We start from the raw sequence: 23635 nt of genomic DNA, 5'->3' as shown, positions 1-23635 counted from the left end.
CTACAGATCTAATGTGGGAGCGGGCTTGCTCGCGAAGAGGCCAGCCCGGTCACTAAAAATCTCAAGCCCCGCTCGTATCCTTGATCAAATGCGCCGCCAACGTCCGCAACGGCCCCAGCTGCCGGCAGATCAACGCCAGTTGCGTCTGCACCAACCGCTGCCCTTCATCGATCTCATCCGGCATTTGTTCCAGCCCATTGGCCAGCGCTTCTTCCTCATCACTCTGAATCGCAATCGGCTGTTTGCTCGCCAGTCCTTGGGCGATTTCGTTGAGGCTGGCAGCCAGGCTCACGCCGGCGCCATCGATCAAATGCTCGCGCACCTCCGTTGGCAGTTGGGTTTCGCGGTGTGCCCCCAGCCCCGACAAATAGCTGAGCAAGGTGTGCGACAGCACCAGGAAACGAAACCCGACGTCCGCTTCCTTACGAAAGTGCCCCGGCTCCATCAGCATATTGGCCAGCGTCGTCGACAACGCGGCATCGGCGTTGTGCGCGTTGCGCCGGGCCAGGCGATAAGCCAGGTCGTCGCTTTTGCCGGCGGCGTATTGCTGCATGATCTGGCGCAGGTAAATGCTGTTGCAGGTGAGGGTGTTGGCCAGCACTTTGTTCAGGCGTCGACCCTGCCAGTCCGGCAGGAACAGGAATACCGCCAGCCCGGCGATCAGACTGCCGAGCAAGGTATCGAACAGTCGCGGCAGAAGCAGCCCATAACCATCGCCCACCTGGTTGAAGCAGAACAACACCATGAGCGTGATCGCGGCAGTCGCCAGGGTGTAGCGGGTGGTGCGGTTGGTAAAGAACACCACCCCGGCAAGGATGGCGAAGCTCGACTGAATCAACGGGTTCGGGAACAGATCGAATAGCGCCCAGGCCACGGTCAGACCGATGGCGGTGCCGATAATCCGCTGCCCGAGTTTGCGCCGGGTGGCGCCGTAGTTCGGCTGACAGACAAACAGCGTGGTGAGGATGATCCAGTATCCCTGCGACGGGTGGATCAAATGCACCATCGCATAGCCAATGCTTAGCGCCAGGGGCAGGCGCAGGGCATGGCGGAACAGCAATGAGGTCGGCGTCAGCTGCGTGCGCAAACGTATCCAGACATCCTTGAGGCTGCGTGGCGAACGGTCGAGCAAGCTGCTGTCGGTGGCGTCTGCGAGCGCATCGGGGTTGCTGGCGTCGCTGAGCAAACGGTCGAGGGTACCGAGATTGGCGGCCAGCGCTCGCAACGAACGCAACAGGCCGCGCCAGGCCGGATTGCTCTGGATACGAAGGTGTTCGAGGGAGGCGTGCAGGTCGCTCAGGGCCTCGGCGAAGCTTGCGTCGTAGGTGAACGGCTGGCGCATCTGGATCGATTCGGCCAGCGCGCGGCAAGCCTTGCCTTGCTGGCGCAGCAGGCGCTGACAGCGGAACAGCACGTCGCTGTGGAAGAACGCTTCGGCCAGCGCGTTATAGGGGTAGTGCGAGGAACTGGCTCGCTCGTGAATGTCCTGGGCGAGGAAGTACAGCTTCAGATAACGGCTGACTTTCACCCCCGGCCGACCGTCGCCGACCCGATGCAGAATGATTTCCTTGGCGGCGTTCAGGGCTGCCACCACCCGACCATTCTGTTGGGCCAGTTCCAGGCGCTGCGCTTGCACGTCCATCTGCCGGATCGGTTCGAACAGCGACGATTTCAGCTTCAAGTAATAACCCAGTTCACGGAACAACCGCGCCAGGCTTTGCTGCACCGGCTGGTTGGAAAACAGCGCCTGCCACAGCACCGAGAGCAAGCCGTACCAGGCCGCACCGGCCACCAGCAGCACCGGTTCGTGCCAGAAATCAGTGACCGCGCCACCGCGCTGGTCCACGCCGATCATGGTGTAGACCGACAGAATCAACGTTGCCGAAGCAATCGCGCCATAACGTTCGCCCAGCGCGCCGAGCATGGTCAGGCAGAAGCTGGCCAGGGCAAAGGCGATGATAAAAAGGACGGGGTAGGGGAAGAGCAGTTCGACGGACAGGGCCGCGACCATGAAACACACCAGCGTCACGGCCAGCGCGTTGAGGCGACCCTGCCAACTGTCGTCGGTCTCGGCCAGGGCGCTGGCGATGATCCCCAGGAACAACGGGATCAGCAGCCCCATTTCATCCTGATACCAACACAGCGCCATGCTGCCGGTCAGGGCGATGAATACCCGCACGCTGTAGCTGAATTTATCCAGCGCCCAGAGGCGGCGCAGAGACTGCCGAAATGTGGTCGATGACATGAAGTGCGAAGGCCTTCCGAGGCAATGACGCTAAATTGAGCCACTAATGACGCCGACGCAATGGCGCCGATCACATCTGACAGCAAAATCTGTTCCTTCCCTGGCGAACATGGGTTTATCACCTTGGAATGAAATCCCCTGTAGGAGCTGCCGAAGGCTGCGATCTTTTGATCTTGCGTTTAAAAAGCAAAGTCAAAAGATCGCAGCCTCGTTTCACTCGACAGCTCCTACACAGTCCTGCAGCGAGTGATGTGGTCAGACGAATTGCGCGGCGGCGTAGCCTGAAGCCCAGGCCCACTGGAAATTGAATCCGCCCAGATGCCCGGTAACGTCGAGCACTTCACCGATGAAGTACAGGCCGGGGCTTTTCAGCGATTCCATGGTCTTGGACGACACTTCGCGAGTGTCGACGCCGCCCAGGGTCACTTCGGCAGTGCGGTAGCCTTCAGTGCCGGCCGGTACGACTTTCCAGCTCGCCAGTTTTTCGGCGATGTCCGCCAGCTCGGCGTGGGTGTACTGCTTCATCGGTTTGGAGACGAACCAGTTGTCCGCCAACAGGTTGGCCATTTTCTTGGTGAAGATTTCACCGAGCAGGGTTTTCAACTCGCTGTTGGGACGTTCGGCCTGCTGCTGTTGCAGCCAGGTCGGCACGTCGTGATCCGGCATCAGGTTGATTTCCACCGTGTCGCCGGACTCCCAGAACGACGAAATCTGCAAGATCGCCGGTCCGCTGAGGCCTCGGTGGGTGAACAGGATGTTTTCGCGGAAACTCTGGTCGTTGCAGCTCACCAGGCAGTCCACCGACGTACCGGACAGCTCGGTGCAAAGCTCCTTGAGCTGATCGGTGATGGTGAACGGCACGAGGCCTGCGCGGGTTGGCAGCAGATCATGACCGAACTGTTTGGCCACTTGATAACCGAAACCGGTGGCACCGAGGGTCGGAATTGACAAGCCGCCAGTGGCGATCACCAGGGATTCACACGTGACCTGGCCCAGCGTGGTATCCAGCAGATAACCGCTTTCCAGCTTCTCGATGGTCTGGATCGAGGTGTCCAGGTGCAGGCTGACGCCGACCTGATCGCATTCATCGAGCAGCATTTGGAGGATGTCGCTGGATTTGTTATCGCAGAACAACTGGCCGAGTTTCTTCTCGTGGTACGGCACGCCATGTTTGGCCACCAGACCGATGAAATCCCACTGGGTGTAGCGCGCCAGCGCGGATTTGCAGAAGTGCTCGTTCTGCGAGAGGAAATTGCCCGGTTCGGTGTACATGTTGGTGAAATTGCAGCGGCCACCGCCCGACATGAGGATTTTCTTGCCGGCCTTGTTCGCATGGTCAAGCAACATCACTTTGCGCCCGCGCCCGGCGGCGGTCAGCGCACACATCAACCCTGCGGCGCCAGCGCCAATGATCACGACTTCGGTAGAGCGCAAAACGGTGTCCTCACACAATGATCGTTCCCACGCTCTGCGTGGGAATGCCGCCATGGACGCTCTGCGTCCGCTGTTATGTGACGCGGAGCGTCACGGGATGCATTCCCACGCAGAGCGTGGGAACGATCGGGTTAGAGGATACGCACGCGCAGCGAGCGGCCTTTGATTTTACCGTCGTTCAGGCGCTGCAAGGCTTGCTTGGCGATCCCGCGTTCCACGGCCACATAGGCCTGGAAGTCGAAAATCGCGATCTTGCCGACCTGGGCGCCCGGGATGCCGGCATCGCCGGTCAGCGCACCGAGAATGTCGCCCGGACGTACCTTGTCTTTACGGCCAGCGCCGATGCACAGCGTGCTCATCACCGGCAGCAGCGGTGCGCCGCCCTGGGATTTGAGGTTGCTCAGCTGATCCCAGCTCAACGGCGACTTCTGCAGCTGCTCGATAGCTTGGGCGCGGTGGGCTTCGGACGGTGCGACCAGGCTGATCGCGATGCCTTTCTCGCCCGCACGACCGGTACGGCCGACACGGTGGATGTGGATTTCCGAGTCACGGGCCAGTTCGACGTTGATCACCATGTCTAGCATATCGATGTCCAGACCGCGCGCGGCGACATCAGTGGCAACCAGCACCGAAGTGCTGCGGTTGGCGAACATGGCCAATACCTGATCGCGGTCACGCTGTTCCAGATCACCCTGCAGACCGACGGCGGAGATGCCTTTGGAGGTCAGGTGATCAACGGTTTCCTGAACCTGCTGCTTGGTGAAGCAGAAGGCCACGCAGGACGCCGGACGGAAATGCGCGAGGACTTTGACCACCGCGTCCATGCGCTCTTCCGGAGAGATCTCGTAGAAGCGCTGCTCGATCTGCGTATCGTCGTGGAACGCCTCGGCCTTCACGATCTGAGGGGTGCGCATGAATTTCGACGCCAGTTGCTTGATGCCCACCGGGTACGTGGCGGAGAACAGCAGGGTCTGGCGGCGCTCCGGGGTCTGGGCGATGATTTCTTCGATGGAATCGTAGAAACCCATGTCGAGCATGCGATCGGCTTCGTCGAGGATCAGCGTGTTCAGGCCATGGAGCACCAGCGAACCCTTGCGCAGGTGCTGCTGGATACGCCCCGGGGTGCCGACGATGATGTGCGCGCCGTGCTCCAGCGAGCCGATCTGCGGGCCGAAGGACACGCCGCCACACAGGGTCAGGACCTTGATGTTGTCTTCGGCGCGGGCCAGACGACGGATTTCCTTGGCGACTTGGTCAGCCAGCTCGCGAGTCGGGCAAATGACCAGCGCCTGACAACCGAAGAAGCGCGGATTGATCGGGTTCAGCAAGCCGATACCGAAGGCGGCGGTTTTGCCGCTGCCGGTCTTGGCCTGGGCGATCAGGTCCATCCCCTTGAGGATCACCGGCAAGCTTTGCGCCTGGATCGGCGTCATCTGGGCATAACCGAGGGAGTCGAGGTTAGCCAGCATGGCGGCGGACAGCGGCAAAGTATTAAAAGCGGTGGCGATGGTGGTCACGGGACTGGCCTGCAAAACAAAATGTCGCGCAGTGTATCAGTCTCATGGCCATTCGCCTGAAGTTTCCGGACGAGAAGTCGTAGCAGCTGCCGAGGCACGAGGCTGCGTTGCGTGTCCGCAGGACCGCCTTAGGGGGGCCGCTTCGCAGCCCGACGCAGTCTCGTGCCTCGGCAGCTGCTACAAATCAGTGCTCGATATCGTGCTCGCGGCTGACCATCCGTCGGCCATCCTTGGGCGAAAGCTGCGAGAAGATCGTTGCAGCCAGCATCGCCATGATTCCGACCGTCACAAACGTCAGCTGGAACGCGCCCAGAACCGTGTCCACGCCGTCATTGCCGATCTCTGCCGTGAAGCCACCGAGCAGGGCGCCGGCGCAGGCCACACCGAGGCTCAGGGACAATTGCGCGACCACCGACAGCAAACTGTTGCCGCTGCTGGCGCTGGCGTCGTCGAGGTCGATCAGGGTGACGGTGTTCATCGCGGTGAACTGCAAGGAGTTGATCGCCCCCAGAACCGCCAACTGAGCCAGCAGCAGCCAATACGGCGTCTGCTCGCTGACCAGGCCCATGCTGGCCAGCATGATCCCCAGCGCCAGTGTGTTGCCGGTCAGCACGCTGCGGTAGCCGAAGCGTTCGATCAGCGGCCGCGCCACCGACTTGGCGACCATTGCGGCTGCAGCCAGGGGCAGCATGCTCATCCCGGCCTGAGACGGCGAGTAACCCAGCGCCACTTGCAGCAGCAACGGCACCAGAAAGGGCAGGGCGCCGCTGCCGAGGCGAGCGAACAGGTTGCCGAGGATGCCCACGGCGAAGGTCCGGGTCTTGAACAGTGATGGCGCAAACAGCGGATTGTCGATGTGCCCGGCCCGCAGCCAATACGCCGCCAGACACGCCATGCCGCCAAACAGCAGCAACATCACCCGCAAGTGCGGCAGGTGCAGTTCGCCGAGGCCTTCCATGGCGATGGTGATCAGCACCATCGCCGCACCGAACAGCAAAAAGCCCAGGCTATCAAAGCGGGTGCGTTCACTGCCGCGCAGGTCAGGGATGAATTTCCACACCGCGTAGCAACCGAGGACACCTACCGGCAGGTTGATCAGAAAGATCCAATGCCAGGTCAGGTATTGCACCATCCAGCCGCCCATGGTCGGGCCGATCAGCGGGCCGAGCAGGCCGGGAATGGTAATGAACCCCATGATCCGCACCAGCTCCGAGCGCGGATAGGCGCGCAGCACCACCAAACGCCCGACCGGCAACATCAACGCGCCACCGAGGCCCTGGATCACCCGGGCGCCGATGAGCATGCTCAGGGTGCTGGACAAGGCGCAAAGCAATGAGCCGAAGCTGAACAGGAGGATCGCACCGAAGAAGATTTTCCGGGTGCCGAAGCGGTCGGCGATCCAGCCGGAGGCGGGGATCAGTAAGGCGACGGTGAGCATGTAGGCGATGATGACGCCCTGCATGCGCAGCGGATCTTCGGCCAGGTCCCGGGCCATGGCGGGGAGGGCGGTATTGAGGATAGTCCCGTCGAGGGACTGCATGAAGAAGGCAATGGCCACAACCCACGGTACCCAGCGGGCGGTGGCGGCGTCGAGAGGTGGGCGGTTGGGCATGGGACCTCTTGTGGGCGGAGATGATCGTTCCCACGCTCCGCGTGGGAATGCATCCTGTGACGCTCTGCGTCACGCCTGCAATGGGACGCGGAGCGTCCCGGGCGGCGTTCCCACGCAGAGCGTGGGAACGATCTGGGTCAGAGCGTCAACGTCAGTCGGCTGACGAGCGCACCGGGCAATAACGCCGAAGCAGTCGCCCGCTGACTGTAGGTGCTGGCCGACAGCAGCAATTCACGCTCCTCGGTCAACGCTTCCAGCTGCGAACCGAGCAGGCTGTAGACGCTGTCATCGAAACGCATGGTGCTGACCGGTGCCTGAATCTCGCCGTTCTCGACCCAGAAGGTCGCAAATCGCGTCATGCCGGTCAGGCGCGCCGCCGGTTGGTCCGAGTAGTTCAGGTACCACAGGTTGCTGATGTAGAGCCCGGTGCCGAGGCGCTTGAGGATGTCCGCCTGCGCAAGATTACCGCCTTGCATGACCAGCGCCGTCGGGTATTCGTGGCTGCTGGCGCCGTTGGCGATAAGGTCGTATTCGGCAGCGCTGCGGGAATTGATCAGTCGGGCATTGGCCATGCCTTTGGCGATCAACCCCAGATCATCGCGAGGATAACCTTCGTCGGAAAACGCCGGGCTCAAGGAACCGCTGACCTGCTCACTCAACCATACGCTGGGGCTGAAGCAGGCTTCGCTGGCGTAGAACTTCTGCAACGGGCTCTGTTTGCTGGCAATCGCCTGGGCCGAAAAACCGCCCCAGCTCAACATGCCCATGATTTCTTCCAGCGCTGCCGGCGCCAGGTAGGCGCGGTATTCGCCGGGCGCCAGCGTGCGCAATGGCCGCCCCAGAAACGCCAATTGCTCGCGGGCCTGCTGGAAGCGCCTGGCAAACCCTTCGCTGCTCCAGTCGTGCCCGGCATAGCTGGCCTTCACCGCCTGACCGTTTTCATGAAACAGGCTGAAATCGAAGTTGAAGCTGTTGGCCTGATGCCAGCCGAACGCGCCCGAGGAACTGGCGAAACCGCGACTGATCGGCCCGGCGGCATAGAAGCCGACCAGATCCAGGCCTTCGGCAGCCTGGGTGATTTCAGCGACCACTTGCTCGGTGTCCGGCAGCGGATGCTCCTGCACGTTGTTGCTCTGCCAGTCGTTCTGGTTAAGCAGCAGGTATGGATCCTGAGGCAACAGTGGCAAGGTTTCGCGCAACTGTTGCAGGCCTTCGGCCAGACGCTGAAGATCGACTTCGTGGTCGCCCGACAACGTGATATTCAGATCGGCATGACGACCATCGTTAATCAGTTTGAACCCGACACTCGCCTGCTGCACCTGCCCGGCCTGACGGACCTTGGCGTGGTTGAAACGCACGAAAGCCGACGACTCGGCGGCGTAGCTGAGGGTGAATTGCTCCGGCGTGCGCAGTGCATTGCGCAACCAGTTGACCAGGGCCTTGAACGACTCGGCCTGGCTATTTGAAGTGCTCGTGGCAGTACTCATCAGGCATCTCCCCCAAACACATCCACATGGCTGAACACACAGGCCGGCGACGCATGGCCGACGCGGATCACCTGATTCGGTTCGCCCTTGCCGCAGTTCGGCGTGCCTAGCACTTTGACGGTGTTGGCATCGCCGACAGCGCTGAGGCTTTTCCAGAACTGTGCGGAAATCGCCCGGTAGTTCGGGTTCTTCACCACACCCTTGAGTTCGCCGTTTTCGATCAACTGGCCCCATTCGCAACCGAACTGGAATTTGTTGCGCGCATCGTCGATGGACCACGAACGGTTGGTGCTCATCAAAATGCCGTGCTCGATGTTGCCGATCAGCTGTTCCAGCGGCTGATCGCCGGGCTCGATGTTGAGGTTGGCCATGCGGTCGATCGGCGGACGATTCCAGCCGCAGGCGCGGCTGTTGGCAACGCCATCCATGCCGGCACGAAATTGCGACAGCGCGCCGCCCAATGGCCGCAGCAACAAACCTTCTTTAATCAGAAATTGTTTGCTGGCGGCGCTGCCGTCGTCGTCATGGCCGTAGCTGGCGAGTTGCTCGGGGATGTCCGGGTCGAACGTCACGTTGAGCAGTTCGGAGCCGTATTGCAGGCTGCCGAAGTCTTCTGCCTTGACGAAACTGGTGCCGGCGTAATTGCGCTCATCGCCCAGGATGCGGTCCAGTTCCAGCGGGTGACCGATGGACTCGTGGATCTGCAGCATCATTTGATCGGGCATCAGCAGCAAGTCGCGCGGGCCTTGCGGGGTGTTCGGCGCCAGCAGCAATTGCAGCGCCTGATCGGCGACTTTCGGGCCGGCACCGATCAGGCCGCAACGGCTGATCACATCAAAGCCGCCCTGCTGGCCGAAGTTCTCGCGGCCCAGGCTACGGGTCTGGCTGTCGCTGCCGTCGAAGGCGGTGACGTCCATGCTCGGGTAGACGAAACGCTGGGCCTGACGCAGCTCGGCGCCGGCGCTGTTGAGGTAGATTTGCTCGACGTTGGTGATGCCGATGCTCGCCTGCCAGTTCACCAGTCGCTCGTCCTTGGGCACGGCGGCGGATTCGGCGCCGAGCAACTGGTAGCAATCGCTCAGGGACGGGAAGGGCTGGTCGAGATTGGGTGATAAGTAGTCGGCGCGGTCGCTGGAGACGGCTTGCTCGCGCAGGTCGAGCAGGGCGTGAGGCCTGAGTCGACGGGCTTGTTGCTCGGCTTTCTCCAGCGCGGCTTGCAGACCGGATTGGGACAGGTCATTGGTCGCGGCATAGGCTTCGACGCCGTTGACCCGAACGGTCAGCATCGCGCCTTCGTCACGGCTCAGGCTCGGCGGTTCGGCGACGTTCTTGCGCACCGACAGGTACTGGCCGGACTCGCGCACATAACGCAACGAAAAGAATTCAGCGCCCGTGCGCAAGGCAGCAAAACGCTGCTTGAGCTGGGGGTGGAAATCGAACATTCGGGAACCTCCTTGGCATGGAGTTGCGATGTATCGGTATTGCGAGGGGGAGAAACGTTTGCGTGGCGCTAGATTAGGCCTGCGCAAGGGGAGGATCAAGGGCGTAGCGGAGTAAGAGAGGATTGCCCGGTATGGAGCAGGAAATTATGTATTGTTTGTTGGGGCCCCTTCGCGAGCAAGCCCGCTCCCACATTTGATCTCTGGCGTTCACAAAATTTGTGTTCACTACCGATCTAATGTGGGAGCGGGCTTGCTCGCGAAGGCCGCGCCTCGGTATTACGCCTTACTGAGCAGTCAGGCTCACATCCCGCAACGGCTTGCCACGCACCGGTGCATCACCGGCCACGTAGTAAGCAGCCTTGCTACGCGGCAATGGCTTGCGACCGCGGATCTTGTCGGCGATTTTCTCGGCCATCATGATTGTTGGCGCGTTCAGGTTGCCGGTGGTGATGATCGGCATGATCGAGGCATCGACCACGCGCAGGGCTTGCATGCCGTGCACACGACCTTCGCCATCGACCACGGCCATCTCGTCGGTGCCCATCTTGCACGAGCAGGACGGGTGGAACGCGGTTTCGGCGTGTTCGCGGATGAACTTGTCCAGCTGCTCATCGGTTTGCACCTCGATGCCCGGGCTGATTTCGCGGCCACGGAAGGCGTCCAGCGCTGGTTGCTGCATGATTTCACGGGTCAGGCGGATGCCATCGCGAAATTCCTGCCAGTCCTGCTCGGTGGCCATGTAGTTGAACAGGATGCTCGGGTACTCGCGCGGATCCTTGGACTTGGCCTGGATGCGACCTCGGCTTGGAGAACGCATGGAGCCCATGTGCGCCTGGAAGCCGTGCTCTTTCACACCGTTGCTGCCGTTGTAGTTAATCGCCACCGGCAGGAAGTGGTACTGAATGTTCGGCCAATCGAATTCCGGACGAGTGCGGATGAAACCACCGGCCTCGAACTGATTGCTGGCGCCGATGCCGGTGCCGTTGAACAGCCACTCGGCACCGATGGCTGGCTGGTTGTGCAGCAGCAGCGAGGGGTACAGCGAAACCGGTTGGGTGCAGGCATATTGCAGGTACAGCTCAAGGTGATCCTGCAGGTTTTCACCAACGCCTGGCAGGTCGTGGACCACCGGGATGTCGAGTTTTTTCAGCAGTTCGGCCGGGCCGACGCCGGAGCGTTGCAGAATCTGCGGCGAAGCGATGGCTCCGGAGCACAGCAATACTTCTTTGCGGGCGCGGGCTTCAACGCGCTCTTCAGCGGCGCCGATCAGGTAACGCACGCCGACCGCACGCTTGCCTTCGAACAGGATCTTGTCGGTCAGGGCATGGGTGACGATGGTCAGGGTCGAACGCTTCTTGGCGACGTCCAGGTAACCACGCGCGGTGCTGGCGCGACGGCCGTTCGGCGTCACGGTGCGGTCCATCGGGCCGAAACCTTCTTGCTGGTAGCCGTTGAGGTCTTCGGTGCGCGGGTAACCGGCTTGCACGCCGGCTTCAACCATCGCGTGGAACAACGGGTTGTTGCCGGCTTTCGGCGTGGTCACGCTGACCGGACCGTCGCCACCGTGGTAGTCGTTCGGGCCGATGTCACGGGTTTCCGCCTTGCGGAAATACGGCAGACAGTCGAGGTAGGTCCAGTCTTCCAGACCGGGCAGCTTCGACCAGTTGTCGTAGTCCATGGCGTTACCACGGATGTAGCACATGCCGTTGATCAGCGAAGAACCACCCAGGCCCTTGCCGCGACCGCATTCCATCCGGCGACCGTCCATGTGTGGCTCTGGATCGGTTTCATAGGCCCAGTTGTAGCGACGACCTTGCAGCGGGAATGCCAGGGCGGCCGGCATTTGCGTGCGGAAATCCAGACGGTAATCCGGGCCGCCCGCTTCGAGCAGCAGGACGGTGACGCCTTCGTCTTCAGTCAGACGGGTCGCCAGGGTGTTACCGGCCGAGCCGGCACCGATGATGATGTAATCGAATTCTTGGGACATTGAATGCACCCTCTTTGAAGTTGGTCAGGTCGGCGAGTGCTTCGCACTCGATCGCCAGCAGGCTGGCTCCCACATTGGAATGCGTACTCCTGGGAGCCAGCCTGCTGGCGATGACGGCCTTGCAGGCGAAGCAAATACCGCCTTAGAAAACCGAGGCGTAATCGCCCAGTTCGACCTGTACCGATTTGATGCGTGTGAAGTTGTTCAGCGAGCTGATGCCGTTCTCACGGCCCACGCCCGACTGCTTGTAGCCGCCGACCGGCATCTTCGCGTCGGACTCGCCCCAGGCGTTGATCCAGCAGATACCGGCTTCCAGTTGATGAATCACACGGTGAGCGCGGTTCAGGTCTTTGGTGACAACGCCAGCCGCCAAACCGAACTCAGTGTCGTTGGCGCGACGGATCACTTCTTCTTCGGTTTCGTACGTCAGGATGCTCATCACCGGGCCGAAGATTTCATCGCGAACGATGGTCATCTCGTCGGTGCAGTCGGTGAACACGGTCGGTGCCACGAATGCGCCTTTGGCGAATTCGCCTTCGGTCAGACGGCTGCCGCCGCACAGAACGCGAGCGCCTTCTTCCTTACCTTTGGCGATGTAACCCAGCACGCTTTCCATGTGGGCGAAGCTGACCAGAGGACCGAAGTTGGTGTTCTCGTCTTCCGGGTTGCCGACGCGGATGCGGGCAACGCGCTCAACGATCTTGGCTTCGAACGCGGCTTTCAGGTGGCTCGGTACGAACACGCGAGTGCCGTTGGTGCAGACCTGACCGGAGCTGTAGAAGTTGGCCATCATTGCGGTGTCGGCGGCGCGATCCAGGTCGGCGTCGTCGAAGATGATCAGCGGGGATTTGCCGCCCAGTTCCATGGTCACGTCTTTGAGCGACGAAGCGGAAGCGCTGGCCATGACCTTCTTGCCGGTGTCGGTGCCGCCGGTGAAGGAGATTTTTTCGATGCGTGGGTGTTCGGTCAGCCAGGTGCCGACTTCACGGCCACTGCCGGTCAGAACGTTGAACACACCGGCTGGCAGGCCAGCTTCGGTATAGATCTCGGCCAGTTTCAGGGTAGTCAGGGAAGTGACTTCGCTTGGCTTGAAGATCATCGCGTTACCGGCCGCCAGGGCCGGTGCGGATTTCCACAGGGCGATCTGGATCGGGTAGTTCCACGCGCCGATACCGGCCACGACGCCCAGCGGCTCGCGACGGGTGTAAACGAAAGACGTGGTGCGCAGCGGAATCTGCTCGCCTTCGATGGCCGGCACCAGGCCTGCGTAGTACTCCAGCACGTCAGCGCCGGTGACGATATCGACGTAACGGGTTTCGGAGTACGCCTTGCCGGTGTCCAGAGTTTCCAGAGCGGCCAGTTCATCGTTGCGCTCGCGCAGGATGTCGACAGCGCGACGCAGGATGCGCGAACGCTCCATGGCGGTCATTGCAGCCCAGATTTTCTGACCCTTTTCGGCGCTGACCACAGCGCGCTCAACGTCTTCCTTGGTTGCACGTTGTACGGTTGCGAGGACTTCACCGTTAGCCGGGTTGATGGCTTCGAAAGTGGCGTCGCTGCTGGCGTCGGAGTAACCGCCATCGATGTAGAGTTTTTGCAGTTCGAAACGGGCCATAAAGTCCTCGCAAGTGCATAAGTGGTTGGCGTTGACCACCGGGCGAGCCGTGTAGCAGTGGCGTCGCGGTCGGTAGCGGTTCAGGTGCTGAGCGGTTCTGTGTGCTCTAACTCACCTGCTTGGCCAGTTGGAAATCCATGTATTCGTAAGCGATCTGGTGCGCCTGCCCGGTGTCGAAAGCATCTCCCGACAGCGCGCCGCGCAACCACAAACCGTCAATGAGGGCTGCCAGGCCGCGGGCGGCGCTGCGCGCTTGATCAAGCGGCAACACACGGCGGAACTGGCAGCACAGGTTGGAATACAGACGGTGATCGTTGATCCGCTGCAACCGGTGCAAAGACGGGTGGTGCATGCTGGTGGCCCAGAAGGCCAGCCAGGTTTTCATTGCCGGGCCATTGACCTGGCTGGCGTCGAAGTTGCCTTCGATAATCACCTGAAGGTGAGCCCGTGGGCTGGTGTCCTCCAGCGCCTGACGGCGCGCGGTGACGTTCTCGCTGAGGACACTCATCAGATACTGCGCCGTGGCGGCGATCAGGCCGTTCTTGTCCTGAAAGTAGTGACTGATGATGCCATTCGAGACACCGGCCAAACGGGCGATCAGCGCAATGCTGGCGTCCCCCATGCCGACCTTGTCGACAGCCTGTAACGTGGCTTCGATCAATTGCTGGCGGCGGATGGGTTGCATACCGACCTTGGGCATCTTGCACATCTCCTTAGGCCTTCCGGTGGACGAAAAACGGCTACCGGATTGTGGGCCAGTCTATTTTGTTTTGATTGAACGTTCAATCAACAAAGAATAAGATCTGCGACAAATCGTCGCTACCTACAGGTTTTTCCTACGTGTAGTTGGCGGAAAAACGACATCCCAAAATGCTCGAAACCCATACGCGCAGGCGTCCCAAGGGTTTCGGGCTTTTTTCGGGGTGTCTTTATATCACCCGCCGGTCGGCTGCCAACTAACCGATTGGTCGGGTAACGCGCTGCCTTGTGTTCTTCTCTCGCACTGCCTGGAGCATCTGTGCCATGAGTTCTGCCTCTCTAATAAAGACCCCACCCGAGAAGGTGACGGTCAACGGTTGGGTGTTTTACACCTCTACCGCGTTGATTCTGCTGTTGACCGCCATTCTGATCATCGCCCCGCAAGAGGCCGGCAGAATGCTCGGCATTGCCCAGGCCTGGTTGTCCCGCAGCTTCGGCTGGTACTACATGGTGGTGATCGCCGCTTATCTGGTTTTTGTGGTTGGCCTGGCGTTTTCGTCCTACGGCAAGCTCAAGCTGGGCAGCAAGGACGACACCCCGGACTTCAGCTACGGCGCCTGGGCGGGGATGCTGTTCTCGTCGGGTATCGGCATCTCGTTGCTGTACTTCGGTGCTTCCGAACCGCTGGATCATTACTTCAATCCGCCGGAAGGCGTGGCTGGCAGCAATCTCGCGGCTCGTCAGGCGGTGCAACTGACGTTCCTGCATTGGGGCCTGCATGGCTGGGCGATCTACGCACTGGTCGGCCTGGCCGTGGCGTACTTTGCTTACCGTCATAACCAGCCGCTGGCGTTGCGGTCGGCGCTGTATCCGCTGGTCGGCGAGCGTTGGGTCAAAGGCGCGGCCGGTCATGCGGTGGACGGCTTCGGCATGTTCGTGACCTTGCTGGGGCTGGTGACGAACCTGGGGATTGGTTCGCTGCAAGTGTCGTCGGGGCTGGAAAACCTGTTCGGCATGGAACACAGCAACACCAACCTGCTGATCGTGATCATCGTGATGAGCACCGTGGCGACCATCGCCGCTGTGTCCGGTGTGGAAAACGGCATCCGCCGCCTGTCCAACCTGAACATCGTGCTGTTCAGCGGTCTGCTGATTTTCGTGCTGCTGTTCGGCCCGACCCTGCACCTGCTCAACGGCTTTGTGCAGAACATCGGCGACTACCTGAACGGCGTGGTGCTGAAGACGTTCGACCTCTATGTGTATGAAGGCGACAGTGAGAAGTCTGACCGCTGGTTGGGCCTGTGGACTCTGTTCTACTGGGCCTGGTGGATTTCCTGGGCCCCATTCGTCGGCATGTTCATTGCGCGTATTTCCCGTGGTCGCACGGTGCGTGAATTGGTGGCCGGCGTGTTGCTGATTCCGCTGGGCTTCACCCTGGCATGGCTGTCGATTTTCGGTAACTCGGCCCTGGACCTGGTGATGAACCATGGGGCGGTGGAACTCGGGAAGACGGCGCTGGAACAGCCATCGATGGCGATCTACCAATTGCTTGAGCATTACCCGGCGTCGAAAATCGTGATCGGCGTGTCGATTTTTGTCGGCTTCGTGCTGTTCCTGACCCCGGCGGATTCCGGCGCGGTGATGATGGCCAACCTTTCCTGCAAGGGCGGTAATGTTGACGAAGATGCGCCGCACTGGCTGCGGATTTTCTGGTCGGCGGTGATCACTCTGGTGACCATCGGTCTGTTGTTCGCCGGTAACTTCGAAGCCATGCAAACCATGGTGGTGCTGGCGGGGCTGCCGTTCTCGGTAGTGCTGGTGTTCTTCATGTTCGGCTTGCACAAGGCCATGCGCCAGGACGTGCAAATCGAACAGGAGCAAGCGGAACTGGCAGCGCGTGGTCGTCGTGGTTTCAGCGAGCGTCTGACCCAGCTGGATCTGCAACCGAACCAGTCGATTGTTCAGCGTTTCATGGACAAGCGCGTGAGCCCGGCGCTGGAAGACGCGGCTGTGCAATTGCGTGCTCAGGGCCTGGATGTGCAGACGTTGCTGGGCAAGGCCAAGCGCTGCATGGGCGTGCGGATCGAGATGGAAGAGGGCAACCCTTTTGTCTACGAAGTGAGCCTGGACGGTTATCTGGCGGCGGCGAGTGACACGGTGTCTGCTGAAAGCGCTGATGAACCGCGCGCACGTTACTACCGCGCCGAGGTGTACCTGCATAACGGCAGCCAGGATTACGACCTGATGGGCTTCACGCAGGATCAGATCACCCGTGACGTGCTCGATCAGTTTGAAAGCCATCGGCAGCTGCTTGGCCGGGTTTATAGCTGAGTAATCGAGGACGCGGTGTTTCGGTCCGAAGCACCGCGTCGGCTTCATCGCCAGCAGCCTGGCTCCCACAAGAGATGCAATCCAATGTGGGAGCCAGCCTGCTGGCGATGGGGTCTTCAACTCCAAAACCGCATTACCCGATATCCCATAAACAAAAACGCCGCGATCTCTCGCGGCGTTTTTGTGTCTGCTGCTTCTTACCCCAGGTTCTTGCCGAGCAGCGCGTGATACAGCTCGCTGTCGCCCAGGATTCCGACAACCTTGTTGTTGTCATGCAACACCAGCTTATTGCCGGTCTGGTAACGAATCTGCAACGCATCGCGCATGCCGATGTTGGAATCCACCAATGTTGGCCGACGGCCCAAACCTTCAACCGCTTGCCCCGGTATCCAGTTCTGCAGGTCCAGGCTCGAACCGTTCTGGCGTGCGCCTTTGATGGTGTTGCCTTCGGCCAGGTCCAGCCACGAATCGCCGCCCGGATCCAGGCACACCGAACCGTTGATGCGTTTGCAGTTGTCCAGGGTGCGCATCAGGCTGCGACCGCACAATACGTTCAGCGGATTGGTGTGGGCGACGAAGGTGCGCACGTAATCGTCCGCAGGATTGAGGACGATTTCTTCCGGCTTGCTGTACTGGATGATCCGGCCGTCTTTCATGATGGCGATACGGCTGCCGAGCTTCAGGGCTTCATCGAGGTCGTGGCTTACGAAAACGATGGTCTTGCTCAGTTTGCGTTGCAGCTCCAGCAGTTCGTCTTGCAGACCTTGGCGAATCAGCGGGTCGAGGGCCGAGAACGGTTCGTCCATCAGCAGAATGTCGGCGTCCATCGCCAGCGCTCGGGCCAGGCCGACACGCTGTTGCATACCACCGGAGAGCTCATTGGGTTTCTTGTTGCGCCACTGGGTCAGGCCCACCAGTTCGAGTTTTTCATCGACCAGTTTTTTCCGTTCCTTCTCCGGCCGGCCCTGCATTTCCAGACCGAAGCTGATGTTCTCGCGCACCGTCAGCCAAGGCATCAGGGCGAACTTCTGGAACACCATCGCGATGCGCTTGGTGCGCATCATTTTCAGTTCCGCCGGCGTGCACGAGGCGATGTCGATCTGCTTGCCTTCGTGCTCGACGAACAACTTGCCACGGCTGACGGTGTTAAGGCCGTTGATGCAGCGCAACAGGCTGGATTTACCAGAGCCGGACAGGCCCATCAGTACGCAGATTTCACCTTTTTCGACGTCCAGGCTGGCCTTTTCGACACCGACGATTTGCCCGGTCTTTTTCAGAATCTCGTTGCGGGTCATGCCCTGGTCGAGGAGTTTGAGCGCCTCGCGCGGGTCTTTGGAGAAGATCACGTCCACGTCTTCGAAGCGAATAATGCTCATGCGTCACCCCCTACTTTAGCGTCGGGTTGTTTGCAGATACGGTCGAGCATGATCGCCAGCAGTACGATCGCCAGGCCTGCTTCGAAGCCCAGGGCGATATCAGCAGTGTTCAGTGCGTTGACCACGGGTTTGCCCAGGCCATCGGCGCCCACCAGTGCCGCAATCACCACCATCGACAACGACAGCATGATGCACTGGGTGATACCGGCCGCGATGCTTGGCATGGCGTGGGGCAGTTCGATTCGCGAGAGCAGCTGACGGCGCGAGCAGCCAAAGGCCTTGCCGGCGTCCATCAGTTCGTCCGGAACATCGCGGATACCCAGGTAGGTCAGGCGGATGGGCGCGGCAATCGCGAACACCACCGTCGAAATCAGACCCGGGACCACACCCAGACCGAAGAGGGTCAGGGTAGGAATGAGGTACACGAAGGTTGGCACGGTCTGCATCAGATCGAGCACCGGCCGCATCACTGTGTAGAACATCGGTTTGTGCGCGGCGACGATGCCCAACGGCACGCCGATCAGCACGCACACCAGGGTGGCGAACAACACCTGGGCGAGGGTTTCCATGGTTTCCTGCCAGTACCCCAGATTGAGGATCAGCAGAAAGGAGGCGATGACGAAAACGGTCAGGCCCCATTTGCGTTGGATGAAGTGTGCCAGTAGCGCGATGAGGCCGATCAATGCCAGCGGGTTGAACCAGGTCAGCGCAAAAGTCACGCCGTGGATCATCGTTTCCAGTGACACGGCGATTGCGTCGAAGGTGCTGGCGCCGTTTTGCGTCAACCATTCAACGAAGCCCGCGATGTACTGGCCTAAAGGTATTTTCTGATCAATCAGCATGGTAGTGAACGTCCGCATGCAAGGGAATAAACAGCCCGGGCGAGCGAACTCGCCCGGCGTAAGCATTACTGCGCAAGCTTGGCTTTTACGGCCTCCAGGCCAGGTTTACCGTCAATGGTGGTCACGCCAGCAAGCCAGGTATCGAGTACCTGTGGATTCTTTTTCAGCCAGGCCTTGGCGGCCGCGTCAGGCTTCATTTTGTCGTCCAGGACGTTGCCCATCAGCGTGCTTTCCATGTCGAGGGTAAACACCAGGTTTTTCAGCAACTGACCGACGTTGCTGCATTCCTGTGCGTAACCCTTGCGGGTGTTGGTGTAGATGGTCGCCTGGCCGAAGTTCGGGCCGAAGTATTCGTCGCCGCCGGTCAGGTACTTCATCTTGAATCGCGTGTTCATCGGGTGCGGTTCCCAGCCCAGGAACACCACGGCGGTGTTGCGGCGCTGGGCGCGATCGACTTGCGAGAGCATGCCTGCCTCGCTGGACTCGACCACCTTGAAGCCGGCGTCTTTCAGGCCGAAGGCGTTCTTGTCGATCATGCTCTGGATCAGGCGGTTGCCGTCGTTACCCGGTTCGATGCCATAGATCTTGCCGTCGAGTTCTTTCTTGAACTTGGCGATGTCGGCGAAATCTTTCAGACCTTTGTTATACAACTCTTCGGGGACGGCGAGTGTGTATTTTGCGTTTTCCAGATTAGCGCGCAGCGTGTCCACGGTGCCGGCATCGCGATAGGCCTTGATGTCGTTTTCCATGGTCGGCATCCAGTTGCCGAGGAACACGTCCATGTTCTTGCCGTCGGCCAGGGACTTGTAGGTCACCGGCACGGAAATCATCGTGGTCTTGGTCTTGTAGCCCAGGGCATCGAGAACGACGCTGGTGGTGGCGGTAGTGACGGTAATGTCCGTCCAGCCGACATCGGAGAAGTTTACGGTGCTGCATTGGGCCGGTTCTGCGGCTTGAGCCAGAAACGGCAGACTCAGCATGGCGGCCAACAACAACGACGGGGAACCTTTCATAAGGGGCGACTCCTTGGTGTTTTTTTTGGCAGTGTTCCGACTGGACCACCGCACTTATCTGTTGCGGTTGGATGGCGTTTTGGAGACATCTCTACCACGGCGCCTAGCAATCGAGTCGATATGATCATGTACCAGTGAAAATCTGACGCCTACAGGGTGCGTCGTAACCAGTACAGGGATGGTCGCATCCAGTGTCGGTAACGTCGTTTACAGCTTTTTTCAGCCCGTTTTGCCCCGCTGATCCGCAAAAAAACGGCGAAAACACTGCGTAAGCGGCTTGCGGCGCTAGCGGGCATGAGTGCGTCGGTGTGAGACGTTGAACGACATGACAAAAGCCTGATGATGCGGCCATCTCGGCGGATTGCAGCTTGAGCGTAGCAGCTCCGTCACTGGGCGCTTTTGCGCCTGGAGCAGGCACATCCAGGAGTTCAGCAGTAATGGCTATCAGCGTTTTCGACTTGTTCAAAATCGGCATCGGCCCTTCCAGTTCGCACACCGTGGGGCCTATGCGCGCCGCGGCGCTGTTCGTGCAAGGTTTGCGTGAACAGGGACTTTTGGAGCAGGTGTGTCGCGTCGAAGTTCAGCTTTATGGGTCGCTTTCGGCCACCGGCATCGGTCATGGCAGCGACAACGCGGTGATCATGGGGCTGATGGGCGAGTGGCCGGATGCGATCGATCCGTCGCAAATCGGCATCCGCATCGAGGCCCTGCGTGAAACCAATACCCTATTGCTCGACGGTCGCTTGTCGGTCCCGTTCATCTGGGCCCGGGATATGCGATTGATCGACGAGAACCTGCCGTTCCATCCCAACGCCATGACCCTGGTTGCCGAAGGCGATCACGGCGAGTTGCATCGCGACACCTACTATTCCATCGGCGGCGGTTTTGTCGTCGATGAGGCACAGGCTTCCAGCGGCGTGGTGGATCTGGATAGCACCGTGCTGCCTTACGACTTCTCCAGTGCCGTCGAGCTGCTCAGTCTCTGCAAGCAGCACAACCTGCGCGTTGCAGAGCTGATGATGGCCAACGAGAAAGTCTGGCGCAGCGAAGAGGAAATTCGCGCCGGCCTGATGAAACTCTGGCGCGCGATGCAAGATTGCGTGGAGCAAGGCCTCAAGCACGAAGGCATCCTGCCCGGTGGCCTGAATGTGCGTCGTCGCGCGGCCAAACTGCACCGCAGCCTGCAAGAACTGAACAAGCCCAACGTGATCGGCTCGACCTTGAGCGCCATGGAGTGGGTGAACTTGTTCGCCCTGGCGGTCAACGAAGAAAACGCTGCTGGCGGGCGCATGGTTACGGCGCCGACCAACGGCGCGGCGGGGATCATTCCGGCGGTGTTGCACTACTTCATGAAGTTCAGCGAGGCAGTGACCGACGCCAACGTGGTCGATTACTTCCTCAGTGCCGCAGCGGTGGGGATCCTGTGCAAGAAGAACGCCTCGATCTCCGGTGCCGAGGTCGGGTGCCAGGGTGAAGTCGGTTCGGCCTGCGCCATGGCGGCGGCCGGGTTGGCGGAGATTCTCGGGGCCACCCCGGAGCAATTGTGCAACGCGGCGGAAATCGGCCTGGAACACAACCTCGGCCTGACCTGCGACCCAGTGGGTGGCCTGGTGCAAGTGCCGTGCATCGAGCGCAATGCGATTGCCGCGGTGAAAGCGATCAACGCGGCGCAGATGGCGCTGCGGGGTGACGGTCAGCACTTTATCTCGCTGGATCGGGTGATCCGCACCATGCGTGATACCGGTGCCGACATGCACGACAAATATAAAGAGACATCGCGCGGTGGGTTGGCGGTTAGCGCGGTTGAGTGTTGAATCAGTAATACCGAGTCGCCTGCTTCGCGAGCAAGCCCGCTCCCACATTGGATTTGTGCATGACGCTGATTAAATGTGGGAGCGGGCTTGCTCGCGAAGGGGCCAGACCAGTCAAAACTGCGCACTAAGTGAACACCTGCACCAAAACGCGCCACCTTTTAGCGCGTCGCAAACAGGTAAGCCTGTCTTCCCCAGTCAGGGATCCAATTCAAGCCTGACCGTCCGTCACCTGTGCTTGCGGTGACACTCTCCTCAGGAGCGTCGCAGCCCTGTTCCCACAAGTGCTACCGATTTGCTCACAGGCAACGGGGTAGCGGGTTTGCGGCCTCTAATGGCACTTATGACCTCTTATCTCTGCGCGCCATATCTAGACGCATCGCGACGTCGTTTTCAGGAGTTATTGAACACGCATTCAATTTTAGGCATGGCAATTGCTCTGTCATTACAAAGCCCGTCTCCCACGCGAGAACGATGGCAATAAAAAGAGCCTCCGCCTGAGGCCATCACCCGCTTTGTGTGAGGAGATACCGCGATGACGACGTTCAACTCCGGGGCTCAACCCCAGAACCGTGCGCCTCAATCCATCGGCTTTTTGCTGCTGGACAATTTCACGCTTATTTCTCTGGCCTCCGCAGTAGAACCTCTGCGCATGGCCAACCAATTGTCCGGCCGCGAGCTGTATCGCTGGACCACACTCACCGTCGATGGCGGTCAGGTCTGGGCCAGTGACGGACTGCAAATCACCCCCGACGCCTCCATGCACAAAGCGCCTCCCCTGGACACTGTCATTGTCTGCGGCGGCATCGGTATTCAGCGTACTGTTACCCGTGAACACGTGTCGTGGCTGCAAAGCCAGGCGCGTCAGCACCGTCGTCTCGGCGCGGTCTGCACCGGCAGCTGGGCCCTGGCTTGCGCCGGTCTGCTGGACGGTTTCGATTGCAGCGTGCACTGGGAATGCCTGGCGTCGATGCAGGAAGCTTTCCCGCGGGTGGCCATGAGCACCCGTCTGTTCACCCTCGATCGCAACCGTTTCACCAGCTCCGGCGGCACCGCGCCGCTGGACATGATGCTGCACCTGATCAGCCGCGATCACGGTCGTGAACTGTCGGCCGCGATCTCGGAAATGTTCGTCTACGAGCGCATCCGCAACGAGCAGGATCACCAGCGCGTGCCGCTCAAGCACATGCTCGGCACCAACCAGCCGAAGTTGCAGGAAATCGTGGCGTTGATGGAAGCCAACCTCGAAGAGCCGATCGACCTCGACGAACTGGCGGTGTACGTCGCTGTTTCGCGTCGTCAGCTGGAGCGGTTGTTCCAGAAATACCTGCACTGCTCGCCGTCGCGTTACTACCTGAAACTGCGCCTGATCCGCGCTCGGCAACTGCTCAAGCAAACGCCGATGTCGATCATCGAAGTGGCGTCGGTATGTGGTTTCGTGTCTACGCCACACTTCTCCAAGTGCTACCGCGAATACTTCGGCATTCCGCCGCGCGACGAGCGCGTGGGTTCCAACACCACGCAACAAGTGGCGATGATGCCTCTGCCGCAAGCGCTGGTGCTGTCGCCATTGTCCGGGCCGCTGTCGGCGTTGAGTCAGGCGCGTAATGAATCGACGTTTGCTAGCGTAAGGCTTTGATGCTCTGATCGTTCCCACGCTCTGCGTGGGAATGCCTCAATGGACGCTCTGCGTCCGCTTCGGCAGGGACGCGGAGCGTCCCGGGCTGCATTCCCACGCAGAGCGTGGGAACGATCACTATCAGGCGCTACGGCTTTGCTGATACTCCGCCAGCGCCGGCAGCAATTGCTTGTCGATCGCCTGGCGCACGGCCGGCAGGATGGTCGCGCTGCTGGTGTACATCTGCTTCACCATAGTGCGCAGCGTCATCGCCCGCTCATCGTTCAAGCCTCGCACCGCACACTCGCAAGCCTGTTCGGCTGTAGAGCCATTCGGCACTTGAAAACCCAACGATTTCAGCTGGCCCAACAGGTCTTCCTGGTCAATCAAATCGGCGTGCATCATGACGCAATCCTTCTTCAGGGAACGGTGTCGTGGCTCGATTCTGGTAGGGGCTGGGGATGGCGGCAAGGACGATTTGTCGCAATGGCCGCAATACCTATGAACAGGTCGTTTTCGGCTAACTTGCCCTGCATGGGAATGGGCACACTGGATTCAGCTGGCTTCACGAAGGTTTGGTCACCCTCGCGCAACAGCTCCTCAACA

The 23635-nt window shown here is 60.3% G+C and carries 16 protein-coding genes; 3 read left to right on the top strand and 13 right to left on the bottom strand.

The features are described from left to right. Positions 1-61: 61 nt before the first annotated feature. The 9 genes from yccS to betI form a co-directional block, all read right to left on the bottom strand. Complete coding sequence (gene yccS / locus IB250_RS16260) at positions 62-2245, bottom strand: YccS family putative transporter (protein WP_192344865.1); 2184 nt, start codon at positions 2243-2245, stop codon at positions 62-64. A 255-nt stretch (positions 2246-2500) separates the two neighbouring features. Continuing rightward, entirely contained in the window at positions 2501-3679 is a 1179-nt protein-coding gene (locus IB250_RS16255; protein ID WP_192344864.1) for an NAD(P)/FAD-dependent oxidoreductase, read from the bottom strand. Positions 3680-3810: 131 nt separating this feature from the next. Beyond that, entirely contained in the window at positions 3811-5148 is a 1338-nt protein-coding gene (dbpA, locus tag IB250_RS16250; RefSeq protein WP_238542572.1) for an ATP-dependent RNA helicase DbpA, read from the bottom strand. A 232-nt stretch (positions 5149-5380) separates the two neighbouring features. After that, entirely contained in the window at positions 5381-6808 is a 1428-nt protein-coding gene (gene mdtD / locus IB250_RS16245) for a multidrug transporter subunit MdtD (protein ID WP_192344863.1), read from the bottom strand. Between the two features lie 137 nt (positions 6809-6945). Next, the gene (locus IB250_RS16240) at positions 6946-8295 is read right to left on the bottom strand and encodes a TldD/PmbA family protein (RefSeq protein ID WP_192344862.1); all 1350 of its coding nucleotides are present in this window, start codon (positions 8293-8295) and stop codon (positions 6946-6948) included. After that, positions 8295-9737, bottom strand: a complete 1443-nt coding sequence (locus IB250_RS16235) for a TldD/PmbA family protein (protein ID WP_192344861.1) — start codon at positions 9735-9737, stop codon at positions 8295-8297. The genes IB250_RS16240 and IB250_RS16235 overlap by 1 nt, the downstream gene beginning before the upstream one ends. A gap of 283 nt (positions 9738-10020) precedes the next feature. After that, positions 10021-11724, bottom strand: a complete 1704-nt coding sequence (gene betA / locus IB250_RS16230) for a choline dehydrogenase (RefSeq protein ID WP_192344860.1) — start codon at positions 11722-11724, stop codon at positions 10021-10023. 142 nt (positions 11725-11866) lie between these two features. After that, a complete protein-coding gene (betB, locus tag IB250_RS16225) occupies positions 11867-13339 on the bottom strand; it encodes a betaine-aldehyde dehydrogenase (RefSeq protein ID WP_192344859.1) in 1473 nt (490 codons plus the stop codon). Positions 13340-13445: 106 nt separating this feature from the next. Beyond that, positions 13446-14039 (bottom strand): transcriptional regulator BetI, encoded by a 594-nt coding sequence (betI, locus tag IB250_RS16220; RefSeq protein WP_192344858.1) that lies wholly within the window; start codon positions 14037-14039, stop codon positions 13446-13448. Positions 14040-14419: 380 nt separating this feature from the next. Between betI and IB250_RS16215 the strand changes: the two genes are divergently transcribed. Further along, positions 14420-16369, top strand: coding sequence for a BCCT family transporter (locus tag IB250_RS16215; RefSeq protein WP_229768770.1), 1950 nt, complete (start codon positions 14420-14422; stop codon positions 16367-16369). 197 nt (positions 16370-16566) lie between these two features. Here the strand turns inward: IB250_RS16215 and choV are convergent, their stop codons facing one another. The 3 genes from choV to IB250_RS16200 all read right to left on the bottom strand — a co-directional run bounded on the left by choV (position 16567) and on the right by IB250_RS16200 (position 19600). Continuing rightward, a complete protein-coding gene (choV, locus tag IB250_RS16210) occupies positions 16567-17745 on the bottom strand; it encodes a choline ABC transporter ATP-binding protein (protein WP_052966693.1) in 1179 nt (392 codons plus the stop codon). Beyond that, positions 17742-18587, bottom strand: a complete 846-nt coding sequence (gene choW, locus IB250_RS16205) for a choline ABC transporter permease subunit (RefSeq protein ID WP_007907521.1) — start codon at positions 18585-18587, stop codon at positions 17742-17744. Before choW ends, choV begins: the two co-directional genes overlap by 4 nt. A gap of 65 nt (positions 18588-18652) precedes the next feature. Beyond that, positions 18653-19600 carry a choline ABC transporter substrate-binding protein gene (locus IB250_RS16200; RefSeq protein WP_008072543.1) on the bottom strand — a complete coding sequence of 316 codons (948 nt, stop codon included), beginning with the start codon at positions 19598-19600 and terminating at the stop codon, positions 18653-18655. 437 nt (positions 19601-20037) lie between these two features. Here IB250_RS16200 and IB250_RS16195 point away from each other — a divergent pair, with 437 nt between their 5' ends. Continuing rightward, positions 20038-21414: an L-serine ammonia-lyase gene (locus IB250_RS16195; protein ID WP_192344857.1), complete on the top strand. Its 1377-nt coding sequence runs from the start codon at positions 20038-20040 to the stop codon at positions 21412-21414. A 532-nt stretch (positions 21415-21946) separates the two neighbouring features. After that, complete coding sequence (locus tag IB250_RS16190) at positions 21947-23050, top strand: GlxA family transcriptional regulator (protein WP_008072536.1); 1104 nt, start codon at positions 21947-21949, stop codon at positions 23048-23050. A 120-nt stretch (positions 23051-23170) separates the two neighbouring features. Here IB250_RS16190 and IB250_RS16185 read toward each other — a convergent pair whose 3' ends face one another. After that, complete coding sequence (locus IB250_RS16185; protein ID WP_017341203.1) at positions 23171-23434, bottom strand: hypothetical protein; 264 nt, start codon at positions 23432-23434, stop codon at positions 23171-23173. Between the last annotated feature and the right edge of the window lie 201 nt (positions 23435-23635).

It is taken from the genome of Pseudomonas sp. PDM09 (assembly GCF_014852305.1).
Taxonomy (GTDB): domain Bacteria; phylum Pseudomonadota; class Gammaproteobacteria; order Pseudomonadales; family Pseudomonadaceae; genus Aquipseudomonas.
Note: the sequence above shows the minus strand (reverse complement) of the source record. Positions and strands in the feature narration are given on the sequence as shown.